Below are 13,145 nucleotides of genomic sequence, written 5' to 3'. Positions count from 1 at the left end.
GCAAACAGCGCCCGCAGGCGCTGTCTGTGACATCAATGGAAGAACGAAATAATATGGCCGAGCACAATGCCGACGATACCGAAGTCCGCATCACCAAAGGTGGTGGACGCGAAGCCAAGGTCACCCATCAGCGGCAGCAGAATGGCGGGCAGGAAGGAGATCAGCAGCCCCTGGACAAAGGAACCGATGATGGCACCGCGCCGTCCGCCGGTGATGTTGCCGTAGACGCCAGCGGTCGCGCCGCAGAAGAAGTGCGGCACCAGGCCCGGCACAATCACGCTCAGACCGAACAGCGGGCACAGGAACATGCTGATCAGACCGGCGGCGAAGCTGCACAGGAAGCCGATGATCACGGCGTTCGGTGCGAACGGGAAGACCGTCGGGCAATCCAGCGCTGGTTTTGCGTTCGGCACCAGTTTATCGGCGATGCCTTTAAACGCCGGGACGATCTCGGCAATCACCATGCGTACACCGGCAAGAATGATGTAAACACCCGCAGCAAAGGTGATTGACTGGATAATGGCAAAGACGATGAAGTTCTGGCCGCCGCTCACCTGGCTTTCGGTAAACTCTTTACCAGCGACCAGTACCAGCGCGACAAACAGAATCATCATGGTCAGCGAAATCGCCACGGACGAGTCGCGCAGGAAGTTGAGGGTTTTGGGTACTTTCAGCTCTTCAATTGACGGGCTGCCTTTGCCCACCGCTTTGCCGACCAGCGCCGACAGCAGGTAGCCGGTCGAGCCAAAGTGGCCCAGCGCCAGGTCGTCCGAGTTGGTGATTTTGCGGGTGAACGGCTGCAGAATCGCCGGACATACCACCATCATGGTGCCGAGAATCAGCGAGCCGATCAGCACCAGCCAGAAGCCGTGCACGCCGCCCACCGACAGGATCACCGCCAGCATGGCCGACATATACAGCGTATGGTGCCCGGTCAGGAAGATGTATTTCAGCGGCGTGATGCGCGCCAGCACAATATTCACCAGCATACCGAACACCATGATCATCGCGGTTTCGGTACCGTAGTTTTTCTGTGCCAGCGCGGCCATTGCATCAGTATTCGGCACTACGCCCTGAATATTGAACGAGTGCTCGAATAGCTGGCTGAAGATGGTCAGGGTGGCCGCAATTAAGTTGGCCCCGGCGATAAGAATAACAAAACCCATGATGGTTTTTAGCGTACCGGAAATCACATCGGATACCGGTTTCTTTTGCAGTAATAAACCAATCAGGGAAAAAAGGCCGACAAGTATAGCGGGTGTTCCAAGAACATCCTTAATTATAAACTGCAGCATAAATTACTCCGTGTGAGTAAATTTCGTCGGGTCAATTACAGGTTGTCGGCGAGAATTTCTTTGATTCTGGCGTTATCCAGTAAATTGCTCAGGCCAAATACCTGTGCGCTGTGGCTCGACAGCTGGTCAGCGATATCTTTAGCGCTGATGATAATATCGGCCTGCTCAGATTTGGCAGAGGTTAAATCGGTATGACCCACTTCAGCCTCTTTACCCAGCTCCTTAATAATTTTCTTCACGTTCATTTCCACAATGAAGCTGCTGCCTAAACCGTTTCCACACACAATCAGTACTTTTTTCATTTTCAGGTTTCTCTGGTGATTAATCTTTAATGACAGCTTCAATCGCTGGCAGGGTCGATGCCGACAGCAACTGCTGCAGGCGGGATTCGTCGCTGAACACCTCAGCCAGCGCGGTGATCATCTGAATATGATCGTCGCCAGACAGGGCGCACAGCATAATAACGACAAACACCGGGTCGTTTTCATCGGCGGCAAAATTCACACCTTGTTTTACGTGCAGCAGCGACAGGCCGTTTTTGCGCGCACCCTGTTCCGGACGCGCATGCGGCATCGCCAGACCCGGCGCCAGCACATAATAGGGCCCCAGCTCAGCGTGCGACGTAAAGATCGCATCCAGATAAGCCGGGGTAATTGCCCCCTCCGCCAGCAGCGGCTCGGCCGATAAACGCACTGCTTCCTGCCAGTCGCTAACGTCGTCTATTACCCGGATATGTTGCGGTGTCAGCCATTGAGTGAGCATCAGTAATTCCTGTTTATTCGTCGATGCGGTGCACTGTAGGTGATTTTATCGCCTGGGTTCTGTGATGTTGCTCGCAAAAGTTAGCGCTAACACGAATGATGTTAAAAAGTGTGTTAGCGATAACATTTTTGCGCGCGCGGTTTGTCACGCTGAGGCCGGGGTGACATGCTCAGGCCAGCGAAAATTACGCAGCCAATGAGACATGCCCGATTCTGTGGTTTTTAACATGGCACCAATTTGCTTTTGGTTTTAAGCTGCGTGCGGATAAATCGAGCGCTACCCGGAACCAGCAGGGTAGAGACAGGAGAACGCATGACAGAAAAACGACGGCGCAGTACCGGCAAAAGCACGCTGGCCGATGTTGCCCGTTTGGTCGGTGTCAGCGCCATGACGGCGTCGCGCGCTTTGCGTATGCCGGAGAAAGTGTCGCCCGAAATTCGCGCAAGGATCGACGCGGCCGTCGCGGAACTGGCCTATGTGCCCAACGTGCAGGCGCGTAACCTGGCGTCAGCCTCGTCGCGGCTGATCACCATGGTGGTACCCTCATTTGCGACGCCGGGCAGCGCGATTGTGTCAGAGGCGCTGCAGGAGGTGCTGCGGCCGCAGGGCTATAACATGATGCTGGCCGAAGCCAATCATTCGGCGGCGGAGGAGAGCGAGCTGATCGAGATGCTGCTCTCTTACAACCCGGCCGCGATGGTGCACTTCAATTTCGACAATGCCGCCGAAGCGCAGCGCCTGCTGAGCAACTCCGGCCTGCCGGTGATGGACATCGGCGGCGTGCATCAGGATTCTGCCGGCATCAGCATCGGCGTGGACTATGCGAAAGCCATTCGTCAGCTGGTAAACAGCCTGGTGGAGCGCGGCTATCGCCATCCCGGCCTGCTGTGCACACAAACGCATAGCACTATTTTCCGTCAGCTGCTCAATGGCTGGCACAGCGGGATGCTGGCGCTGAATCTGGCACCGCACCGCGTGGTGACCTCACCAAAAATGCCCACCTTTGCCGCCGGCCACAGCCTGCTGGCAGAGATCCGTCTCACCTGGCCGGAACTGGACGTCCTGATCTGTACCAGCGATGAAGTGGCGTGCGGCGCCATCATGGCCTGTCACGCAGCCGGCGTCTCGGTGCCCAGCCAGCTGGCGATTGCCAGCATCGGCGGTGGCCCGCTGGCGGCGGTATGTTCGCCGCCGCTGACCAGCATTGTGCTGCCGTACGAGGAGATGGGGCGCATGGCCGGTAAACGCCTGCTGGCGGCACTCAACGGCGACGAGCCGCCTGCCATCAATGAGCTGCCGGTGCAGCTTAAGCTGCGCGCCAGTACGCACAAGGTGTAGCCGTGTGTGCGCACCTTTTGCCAGATTGATCAAATCCTTATCATTACTAAGGCATTGATAACCCTTTTCCGGATCATGATTTTAACTATAATGATCCGACTGCTTATGCGGCACACCAGCAAGGTTGTGCTGCCAAACACTAAATGGAGAGGAAGAACATGAGTTATTCACTGCCATCCCTGCCGTACGCCTACGACGCACTGGAACCGCACTTCGACAAGCAGACGATGGAAATCCATCACACTAAACATCACCAGACCTACGTTAACAACGCCAACGCGGCGCTGGAAGGTACCGAATTCGCAAACCTGCCGGTTGATGAACTGATCACCAAACTGGATCAGCTGCCAGCAGACAAAAAAGGCCCACTGCGTAACAACGCTGGCGGCCACGCTAACCACAGCCTGTTCTGGAAAGGCCTGAAAACCGGCACCACGCTGCAGGGCGACCTGAAAGCGGCAATCGAAAAAGATTTCGGTAGCGTTGAGAAATTCCAGGAAGAGTTCGAGAAAGCGGCCGCGACCCGTTTTGGCTCTGGCTGGGCGTGGCTGGTGAAAAAAGGCGACAAGCTGGCGGTCGTTTCAACCGCTAACCAGGACAACCCGCTGATGGGCGAAGCCATCGCCGGCGTGTCTGGTTTCCCAATCATCGGTCTGGATGTGTGGGAGCACGCTTACTATCTGAAGTATCAGAACAAGCGCCCTGACTACATCAAAGCGTTCTGGAACGTGGTGAACTGGGACGAAGCAGCGGCACGTTTCGCCTCGGCAAAATAAGTTCTGGCTTACGCTATGTGAATAACCGGTGCCTGCGTGCACCGGTTTTTTTATCGCCATCCTAAACCGCAGCTCAACAAACTCCACGTCATGACCAGGCTAAAGTGGTTATTAACGCGCCGTTGATAATTTGGGGCATACAGTAGCCTTCAGTTATCTCGCGACGTAAAAATAATCATGTCTATTATTACACATTCTGAGCCGGACTCCGTTTCGTCGGCCGCGCTGTTTATACCTTTAGTCAGTGGAAAGCTGCGGCCAAATAAGCTGTGGAATAGCCAGCAATTTCGCCTGAAATTTGCCTTAAGGTCAGCGGTATTTCCACTGACCACCTTTAATTATCTCCATCAGCTGGCCAAACTCTCTTTTCTGCCGCAGCTGTTAAACAGCCAGGGCTTACTGCCGGCTAAGCCGCATCGCCCGTATTTGCGCGCAGGTTTCAGCGTGGCGCAGCGTGCGCAGGCGATTCTCGATCATTATCAATTAATGGATCGGCTGGCGAATAATCAGCTGCGCCAGTTGCTGCTGAGCCCGAGCGGTAATCTCCTTGCCCGTTTCACCGGCAAAAACGAGGAGCAGTTTGCGATTTATTGCTGCTCCGGCCATTACGACCGGGAAGGGGAAATTACGCTGCTGCTTAATTATCAGGATATGACGCTGGCCTCGCTGTCATTCTCTATTATTCAGGAACAGCAGCAGCGCACGCTATTAATTGGGGGCTTGCAGGGGCCGCGGAAACATATTTCCAGTGACGTTATTCGCGATGCCACCAAAGCCGCGCACGGCGTATTTCCCAAGCGTCTGCTGATGGAAGCAGTATTTATTCTGGCGGCACAGTGCGGCGTACAGGCCATTACCGCCGTCGGCGATACCACCCATGTTTTCCGCAGTCTGCGCTACCGTCACAGCAAAGGTGATAAATTCTTTGCCAGCTATAGCGAGTTCTGGCTGTCACTGGGCGGGGAAATGCGGGGTGATGAGCTGTTTACGCTGCCGCTGAGCATGGCACGTAAAGATCTGGAAGAGATTGCCAGCAAGAAGCGCGCGGAGTATCGCCGCCGCTATGCCTTGCTGGATACGCTGGCGCAGCAGGTGCTGCAGGCTGCCGGGGCAGAACGCGACGTGGCCCACGCCGCGTAACGGTAATCAGAACGGCTGCTTCGCGTAGCCGGTCATCACCTTCAGCCCCATCTCGCGTCCCAGCGCGGTCATCGGGTGTACCACCACCAGGCCGCGCACGCTTTTCTTCAGCGCGCCCATGTTCGCCTGCTCTTTTTTGGTGATTTCACGGCTGAACGGCAGCTTTTTCAGCTGCTGGGCTTCTTTGCTCAGTTTCTCTTCGCGCACGTTGCGCAGACGCTCAATCTCCTGCACCAGCGTCTCTTTCTCTTTCAGCAGCGCGCCAAGCTTTTCGGCATCGCCCGCTTCCAGCAGCTGCGGTTCTTTGCGATTCAGCGCGTCCAGCTGGTCGCTGAGACGTTTAATCTCGGCTTTTTCTTGTTCTTTCATTGGGAAAACTCATTAAGGAAAACAGGCAAAGGATACATCAAATCCGCCCGCTTTTGCAGCGCAGCGACAACAGAGGCAACGGGATAATCGGGTGCAGCGCGGCGTGCGGGCAAAAAAATACCCAGCGCAAGGCTGGGTATTGGCTGGAATTACAGAATGAAGCGGCTGAGATCTTCGTCGGCCACCAGTTCATCCAGATGCTGACCAACGTATTCGGCATCGATGGTGATCGATTCGCCGTGGCGATCGCTGGCGTCGTAGGAGATATCTTCCATCAGACGCTCCAGCACGGTGTGCAGACGACGTGCACCGATGTTCTCGGTGGTTTCGTTCACCTGCCACGCCGCTTCGGCGATGCGACGGATGCCGTCTTCAGTGAATTCAACGTTAACGCCTTCGGTGCCCATCAGCGCTTTGTACTGTACGGTCACGGACGCGTTCGGCTCGGTCAGGATGCGTTCGAAATCATTGACCGTCAGCGCCTGCAGCTCAACGCGAATCGGCAGACGACCCTGCAGCTCCGGAATCAGATCCGACGGGCTGGCCACCTGGAACGCACCAGAGGCGATAAACAGGATATGGTCGGTTTTAACCATGCCGTGTTTAGTGGACACGGTGCAGCCTTCCACCAGCGGCAGCAGATCGCGCTGTACGCCTTCACGTGACACATCCGGGCCCGACGACTGGCCGCCGCGCTTACAGATTTTGTCGATTTCGTCGATGAACACGATACCGTGCTGTTCAACCGCGTCGATGGCGTCCTGCTTCAGCTCTTCCGGATTCACCAGCTTGGCCGCTTCTTCTTCAATCAGCAGCTTCATCGCATCTTTGATTTTCAGCTTACGCGGTTTCTGCTTCTGGCCGCCGAGGTTCTGGAACATCGACTGCAGCTGGCTGGTCATCTCTTCCATGCCCGGAGGCGCCATGATTTCAACGCCCATCGGCGCAGCAGCCAGATCGATCTCAATCTCTTTGTCATCCAGCTGGCCTTCGCGCAGTTTTTTGCGGAACGACTGGCGGGCAGCGGACGGCTCAGCGCTCTGCTCCGGCTGGCCCCAGTTGTTTTTCGCTGGCGGGATCAGCACATCCAGAATGCGATCTTCTGCCATCTCTTCGGCGCGATATTTGTTTTTCTCGATCGCCTGGCTGCGCACCATCTTGATGGCGGAGTCCGTCAGATCGCGAATAATCGAATCCACTTCTTTCCCGACATAGCCGACTTCGGTGAATTTAGTGGCTTCAACTTTGATGAATGGCGCATTGGCCAGCTTCGCCAGACGGCGGGCGATTTCGGTTTTACCGACGCCGGTCGGGCCGATCATCAGGATGTTTTTTGGGGTCACTTCATGGCGCAGCTCTTCGTCAAGCTGCATGCGGCGCCAGCGGTTACGCAGCGCAATGGCGACCGCTTTTTTGGCGCCGTCCTGGCCGATGATGAAGCGGTTAAGCTCGCTGACAATCTCGCGTGGAGTCATCTCAGACATGGTTTTGGTCCTTACGCCTTAGACGGTAATTCTTCGAAGTTAATGTTGTGGTTGGTGTAGATGCAGATATCACCGGCGATATTCAGCGCTTTGGCTACGATATCGTGCGCACCCATCTCCGTGTTCTCCAGCAGCGCGCGGGCGGCTGCCTGGGCGTAAGGCCCGCCGGAACCGATGGCAATCAGGTCATTTTCCGGCTGAATCACGTCACCGTTACCGCTGATGATCAACGAGGAGTTTTCATCAGCGACCGCCAGCAGTGCTTCAAGACGGCGCAGCATGCGATCGGTACGCCAGTCTTTTGCCAGTTCGACCGCGGCTTTCACCAAATGACCCTGGTGCATCTCCAGCTTGCGCTCGAACAGTTCAAATAGGGTGAAGGCATCTGCAGTACCGCCAGCAAAACCAGCGATGACTTTGTCGTTGTAGAGACGACGCACTTTCTTAACATTGCCTTTCATCACGGTATTGCCGAGAGTCGCCTGGCCATCACCGCCAATTACGACTCGGCCGTTGCGTCGTACACTTACTATTGTTGTCACGGGCAGACCCCTTGTTGCAGTGGAAAAAAGACACCGCGCAGCGGGCGCGGCGTATCATGCAACCAGATATGGGGTAATCCTGTGGGGTTTCAACCCCCGGCAATATCTGATGCTGCAAATTGCCGGGGGCGAGCAGGGAGGGTTAAGGCAGGGCGAGCGGGATACAGCTGCTGTGGCCGGAGCTGTGCAGGCGCTTCACGGTGCTGTCTGCGCTGCTGCGGTCTTTAAACGGCCCAATCACCACGCGATTCCAGCCGCCGCCAGTCGTGATGCGGCTTTCGAAACCTTCAAACGCCAGACCGGCGCGTACCGATTCCGCCTGATCGGTGCCTTTAAACGAGCCACACTGCACCATCCAGCGCTGGGTGCTCGCTTTCTCTTCCGTTTTGGCTTTGGCGCTCTCCTGCGGCTTCGCCGGCTCGCGAGTGATCGGCGCGGCCTGTTGCTGCTGCTGGCGTGCCGCCTGCTGCTGCAATTCCTGCTGGCGCTGCTGCTGCAACTGTTGCTGACGCTGCTGCTGCTGTAACTGCTGCTGCTGACGCTGCAACTGCTGTTGTTGCTGTTGTGCCTGCTGCTGACGCTGCAGCGTTTGCTGGCGCTGAGCCGGGGTTTGTTCGTTCCACGGCACTTCATTCAGCTGGGTCGGCTGCTGGCGCATATCGGCCTGCATCTGCTCCAGCAGCTGACGCTGTTCGTCGGTCAGCTGGGTTTGCGACTTGATTTCGCCACCGGCAGACGGCTCGGTGGGCGACGGCACGGTCACCTGACGATTTTCCAGCTCTTTGATGTACTTCCAGCGCTCTTCCGGCTTCGGCGGCAGGCCATTACCGTTGGCTTTATGATTCGGAATCACCGGTGTTTCTTCTTTTTTGTGATGCGAGATGAACCATAAACCACCGGCAAAGGTCACCAGCACTGCCACGGCCAGTACTATCATCAGCTTTGAAGTGCCGGAGCCGCCTTTGCTTTTCTTGCTGCGGCCTGCGGGTTTTTTGCGACGCGTCCCTGTTGAACGCCCGCGGCCTACGTAATCTCTCTGTGCCACTTTCGTTCTGATACCCTTCAAAAAAATGCCACTGGGCGTGTAAATGGGGTGTTAATTTTGCCCGGCAAGGAATGCGTCATGTTACTCAAGGGCTGGAACTTTGACCAGCACAGTCTGCCTTCAGAATCTGCTGAAAATGCAGGGTTCCCGCATTCATTTTTCGCGTTTTGCTGCCGGTGCGGTACTGCCGCGGACGCGGAGTTCGGCGTCGAGCAGACGTGAACCGTTGTTGACCCGTTTGCCCTGCAGCTCATCCAGCAGCAGCAGCATCGCTTCGCGGCCAATGGCAAAACGCGGCTGTGCCACGGTGGTCAGGGGCGGATCGTAGTATTGCGCCAGCTCGATATCATCGAAGCCGACCACCGACAGATCCTGCGGAATACGCATTCCCAGCTTACGCGCCTGGTTCATCGCGCCCAGCGCCATCAGATCGCTATGGCAGAACAGGGCTTTCGGCGGCTGCGGCAGGCTCATCAGCTGCTTCAGCGCGCTGGCACCGGCTTCAAAGGTGAAGTCGCCGTGCACAATCAGCGTGGGATCGATGGCGATATTGCTGCGGCGCAGCGCCTGGATGTAGCCCTGCAACCGATACTGGCTGAGCGGGATATGTTCCGGTCCGGTGATGCAGGCGATCTGCCGATGGCCCAGCTGTAACAGATGATTCACCGCTTCAAAGGCCGCGGTCAGGTTATCGATATGCACCGTGGGCAGCGCCATCTCCGGCGCGAACTCGTTGCCCATCACCATGGGCGGCAGATTGCGCTGATCTTCAATACCGGCGTCAAACGGCAGCTGCGAACCCAGTAGTACCATGCCGTCAATCTGGCGCGTCAGCATCAGGTTAAGGAAGGTTTTCTCCTGCTGATCCTGATGCGCGCAGTCACCAATCAGCACCAGATAGCCTTCCTGCGCGGCGGTCACTTCCACGCCGCGGATAATCTCGCTGAAGAAAGGGTCACAGATGTCCGGCACAATCACCAGAATAGTTTGCGTGTCGCCGCGTTTGGCGTTGCGCGCCAGACCGTGCGGCGCATAGCCGACGGCCTGCACCGCCTGTTCCACTTTCTGCCGGGTCGCGGCGGAGACTTTTTCCGGATTCATCAGCGCGCGCGAAACCGTGGCGGTGGAGACGCCAGCCTGCTCGGCCACATCTTTCATGGTGGCTGCCGATGAGGGTTGCTTCTGATCCAACGTTAACTCCTGACGCGGTACAGCGCATAGATATTCACACATAGCCGGCCCAGTGCCGGAACGGGCACTATTGTTAACCCAACGCCGTGTGAGGTTGTTACTTAATTTGCATAAAAATTGTGACTTGTGCGACTTTTTTCGATCTGGCTCGCAGATGTGGCGCGGCTTAACTCTCGGTGGGGTCGATATCCAGCGTCCATTTGACTTTGCGCGCGGCGGGCAGGGTGGTGACCAGCGGCAATGAACTGCTCAGCAACTGCTGCAGCCGCTTGCGCGACGGATGCTGTAGCAGCAGTTGCCAGCGCCAGCGTCCGCTGCGCTTCGGTGCCAGCGCCGGCACCGGCCCCATCAGCCACATCGCCCCATCTTTGAGCGGGCTGGCTTCCAGCAGGTTACGCAGCTGAGTAAGGAACTCCGCCGCCTGCGCGTTATCCAGATCTTCAGCGCGAAACAGTGCGTGGCTGGTCCACGGCGGCAGCTGCACTGACTGGCGCTCCAGCAGCGTCTGATCGGCAAACGCAAAATAGCCGCGATGCAGCAGCGTTTGCAGCAGTGGATGCTCCGGATGGTGCGTCTGTAGTAACACTTCGCCCTGCTTACCGGCGCGGCCGGCGCGGCCGGCGACCTGTGTGTAGAGCTGGGCAAAGCGCTCGGCGGCACGGAAATCGGCGGAAAACAGCGCGCCATCGACATCCAGCAGCGATACCAGCGTCACGTCCGGGAAGTGATGGCCTTTGGCCAGCATCTGCGTGCCGACCAGAATGCGCGCTCCGCCGCGATGCACATCGGCCAGATGCTGTTCCAGCGCGCCTTTGCGACTGGTGGTGTCGCGATCGATGCGCGACACCGGCACGCCAGGAAACAGCGTGCTGAGCTGCTGCTCCAGCTGTTCCGTGCCCACGCCGACCGGCAGCAGATGGGTTGAACCGCAGCCCGGACACTGATGCGGCAGCGGACGCTGGCTGTCGCAGTGGTGACAGCGCAGCTGACGATGCTGCTGATGCAGCGTGTAATAACTGTCGCAGCGCTGACACTCCGCCAGCCAGCCGCAGTCGTGGCACATCAGCGCCGGCGAAAAGCCGCGGCGATTGAGAAACAGCAGAACCTGATTATCCGCCTGCAGGTGCTGGCGCATCTTGCCCAGCAGCGCCGGCGCAAGACCGCCTTTCAGTTGCTGTCCCTTGAGATCGATTAGCTGCTGCAGCGCCGGTTTGGCGTTACCGGCGCGTTTGGTCAGGTTGAGCTGGCGATATTTGCCGACACGCACGTTGTGCAGCGTCTCCAGCGCCGGCGTCGCCGATCCCATCACAATCGGCACATCTTCTTCGTGAGCGCGGAATACCGCCAGATCGCGCGCCTGGTAGCGCCAGCCTTCCTGCTGTTTGTAGGAGCTGTCGTGTTCTTCATCAATGATGATCACGCCCGGCCGCGCCAGCGGTGTGAACAGCGCGGATCGTGTGCCGATGACGATGGCGGTCTCGCCGCTGCGCGCGCGCAACCAGACCGCCAGACGCTCGCTGTCATTGAGCGCCGAGTGCAGCACATCAATCGGCGCATCGAAGCGTTCACGGAAACGAGCGATGGTTTGCGGCGTCAGGCCAATTTCCGGCACCAGCACCAGCGCCTGTTTACCGCGCGCCAGCACATTCTCCAGCACGCTGAGATAGACCTCGGTTTTACCCGATCCGGTAATGCCTGCCAGCAGCCACGCGGCGTAATGTTCGTCCTCACTGCGAATGGCGCCCACCGCCATCGCCTGATCGGTATTCAGTCGCAGCCGTTCACCTTTCACCGCGAAACTGGCGCGCCAGTCGTGCTGCTGTGGCGCATGTTCGCGCAGGTCGCACAGCCCTTTGGCACGCAGTGCCTGCAGCGCGGCATCGGTAAAATCCTGCTCGCCGATCTGGTGACGATACAGCGGCCGCTGACGCAACGCCGCCAGCGCCTGCTGCTGTTTCGGCGCGCGCTTCAGGCTTTCCAGCGCCACTTCGCGCCCGGCTTCGTTCACCACCCACTGCCACAGCGGCGCTTCCTGGGCCGGCTTGCCCTGACGCAGCAGCACCGGCAGCGCATGGCTGAGCACTTCGCCGAGCGGAGAGTGATAGTAGCCGGCGGCCCAGTTGAGGATGCGCCACAGCGCCGGCGAAAACAGCGAGCGGTCATCGAGTAACGCATCAATCTGTTTCAGCTGGGCAAGGGGGAGATCGCTGGTGGCGCGCGTGCTAACCACGATGCCCGTCATTTTCCGGTTGCCGAACGGTACGCTCACGCGCGCGCCGGCCACCGGCTGCGGCGCATCGGCGGGCAGCAGGTAGTCAAACAGGCGAGGCAGCGGAACGGGCAGGGCAACCTGAACAACGGGCATGTCGATCTCTATCCGGTTCTGTAAAAAGGAGAAGTAGTGTACACGCTGGCGTCACCCCCGTCATACTTCAGCGCGCGGCGGCGCTGGCTGCAGGCGTTTACCCGGAGTGGCAGAGCGCGGCGCATTGCGCGGATTTGATCAATGCGCTCATTTTCTGTATACTATGCCGCCTTTGATGAGATGACTCGTCAAAGATACACCATTTATTAACCGCGTGTGGTGCTGTGCAGGTTCGCCTGGCACGGAGAGCGACACGGCCTTTTATGAGGTTCTCCCATGAAACAAGGTATTCACCCGAAATACGAAGCTGTGACCATCACCTGCTCTTGCGGCAACGTGATCAACACCCGTTCAACCATGACTGGTACCCTGAACCTGGACGTGTGCGGCAAATGCCACCCGTTCTACACTGGTAAGCAGCGTGTTGTTGATTCTGGTGGTCGTGTTGATCGCTTCAACAAGCGTTTCAGCATCCCAGGCAGCAAGAAATAAGATTATTTGCCGGCGAATCTTCACGATTCGGTTGCAAGAAAAAACCCAGCCTCGGCTGGGTTTTTTTATTTCTGGCCTCAGTATTCCCAGCTGTCGGGATCGATGCCCATCTCACGCATAATCTGTTTTGCTTCTTCCGGAATCTCGTCGCTGCGCTCTTTACGCAGATCAACATCATTCGGCAGCGGTTGCCCGGTGAAGGCATGCAAAAAGGCTTCGCACAGCAGTTCGCTGTTGGTGGCGTGACGCAGATTGTTCACCTGACGGCGGGTACGCTCATCCGTTAAAATCTTCAGCACTTTCAGCGGGATAGAAACTGTAATCTTCTTAACCTGCTCGCTCTTCT

General features: G+C 57.5%; 14 protein-coding genes. 4 read left to right on the top strand and 10 right to left on the bottom strand.

Going from position 1 to position 13,145, the window contains the following annotated elements:
• Positions 1–32 precede the first annotated feature (32 nt).
• Genes QMM04_RS03505 through QMM04_RS03495 form a run of 3 tightly spaced genes read right to left on the bottom strand, consistent with a single transcriptional unit; the run spans position 33 to position 2,057 of the window.
• Positions 33–1,295 carry a PTS ascorbate transporter subunit IIC gene (locus tag QMM04_RS03505; protein WP_058758148.1) on the bottom strand — a complete coding sequence of 421 codons (1,263 nt, stop codon included), beginning with the start codon at positions 1,293–1,295 and terminating at the stop codon, positions 33–35.
• A gap of 35 nt (positions 1,296–1,330) precedes the next feature.
• On the bottom strand, positions 1,331–1,597 hold the full coding sequence (locus QMM04_RS03500) for a PTS sugar transporter subunit IIB (protein ID WP_021313417.1): 267 nt from the start codon (positions 1,595–1,597) through the stop codon (positions 1,331–1,333).
• A 19-nt stretch (positions 1,598–1,616) separates the two neighbouring features.
• On the bottom strand, positions 1,617–2,057 hold the full coding sequence (locus QMM04_RS03495) for a PTS sugar transporter subunit IIA (protein ID WP_021506847.1): 441 nt from the start codon (positions 2,055–2,057) through the stop codon (positions 1,617–1,619).
• A 312-nt stretch (positions 2,058–2,369) separates the two neighbouring features.
• Between QMM04_RS03495 and QMM04_RS03490 the strand changes: the two genes are divergently transcribed.
• From QMM04_RS03490 to QMM04_RS03480, 3 genes are all read left to right on the top strand, one after another.
• Positions 2,370–3,395 carry a LacI family DNA-binding transcriptional regulator gene (locus QMM04_RS03490; protein ID WP_021506846.1) on the top strand — a complete coding sequence of 342 codons (1,026 nt, stop codon included), beginning with the start codon at positions 2,370–2,372 and terminating at the stop codon, positions 3,393–3,395.
• Between the two features lie 158 nt (positions 3,396–3,553).
• Positions 3,554–4,171: a superoxide dismutase [Mn] gene (gene sodA / locus QMM04_RS03485; RefSeq protein WP_021506845.1), complete on the top strand. Its 618-nt coding sequence runs from the start codon at positions 3,554–3,556 to the stop codon at positions 4,169–4,171.
• Positions 4,172–4,348: 177 nt separating this feature from the next.
• Positions 4,349–5,311, top strand: a complete 963-nt coding sequence (locus tag QMM04_RS03480) for a VirK/YbjX family protein (RefSeq protein ID WP_127833451.1) — start codon at positions 4,349–4,351, stop codon at positions 5,309–5,311.
• A 6-nt stretch (positions 5,312–5,317) separates the two neighbouring features.
• Here QMM04_RS03480 and QMM04_RS03475 read toward each other — a convergent pair whose 3' ends face one another.
• The 6 genes from QMM04_RS03475 to priA all read right to left on the bottom strand — a co-directional run bounded on the left by QMM04_RS03475 (position 5,318) and on the right by priA (position 12,307).
• Positions 5,318–5,680: a YibL family ribosome-associated protein gene (locus QMM04_RS03475; RefSeq protein WP_021506843.1), complete on the bottom strand. Its 363-nt coding sequence runs from the start codon at positions 5,678–5,680 to the stop codon at positions 5,318–5,320.
• A gap of 149 nt (positions 5,681–5,829) precedes the next feature.
• Entirely contained in the window at positions 5,830–7,164 is a 1,335-nt protein-coding gene (gene hslU / locus QMM04_RS03470) for an HslU--HslV peptidase ATPase subunit (protein WP_021506842.1), read from the bottom strand.
• An 11-nt stretch (positions 7,165–7,175) separates the two neighbouring features.
• Positions 7,176–7,706 carry an ATP-dependent protease subunit HslV gene (gene hslV / locus QMM04_RS03465; protein WP_125310719.1) on the bottom strand — a complete coding sequence of 177 codons (531 nt, stop codon included), beginning with the start codon at positions 7,704–7,706 and terminating at the stop codon, positions 7,176–7,178.
• 142 nt (positions 7,707–7,848) lie between these two features.
• Complete coding sequence (gene ftsN, locus QMM04_RS03460; protein WP_072209006.1) at positions 7,849–8,751, bottom strand: cell division protein FtsN; 903 nt, start codon at positions 8,749–8,751, stop codon at positions 7,849–7,851.
• Between the two features lie 153 nt (positions 8,752–8,904).
• Positions 8,905–9,942: a DNA-binding transcriptional regulator CytR gene (cytR, locus tag QMM04_RS03455; RefSeq protein ID WP_021506839.1), complete on the bottom strand. Its 1,038-nt coding sequence runs from the start codon at positions 9,940–9,942 to the stop codon at positions 8,905–8,907.
• A gap of 166 nt (positions 9,943–10,108) precedes the next feature.
• Positions 10,109–12,307 (bottom strand): primosomal protein N', encoded by a 2,199-nt coding sequence (gene priA, locus QMM04_RS03450; RefSeq protein WP_282995644.1) that lies wholly within the window; start codon positions 12,305–12,307, stop codon positions 10,109–10,111.
• A gap of 276 nt (positions 12,308–12,583) precedes the next feature.
• Here priA and rpmE point away from each other — a divergent pair, with 276 nt between their 5' ends.
• The gene (gene rpmE / locus QMM04_RS03445; RefSeq protein WP_021506837.1) at positions 12,584–12,799 is read left to right on the top strand and encodes a 50S ribosomal protein L31; all 216 of its coding nucleotides are present in this window, start codon (positions 12,584–12,586) and stop codon (positions 12,797–12,799) included.
• A 77-nt stretch (positions 12,800–12,876) separates the two neighbouring features.
• On the opposite strand, the gene metJ is transcribed toward rpmE, so the two are convergent.
• On the bottom strand, positions 12,877–13,145 hold a 269-nt coding region (gene metJ, locus QMM04_RS03440; RefSeq protein ID WP_282995643.1), incomplete at its 5' end, for a met regulon transcriptional regulator MetJ.

It is taken from the genome of Pantoea sp. Pa-EAmG, assembly GCF_030024295.1.
In the GTDB taxonomy this organism is placed as follows: domain Bacteria; phylum Pseudomonadota; class Gammaproteobacteria; order Enterobacterales; family Enterobacteriaceae; genus Pantoea; species Pantoea dispersa.
The sequence above is the reverse complement of the archived record's forward strand: the minus strand, read 5'-3'. Positions and strand labels throughout refer to the sequence as shown.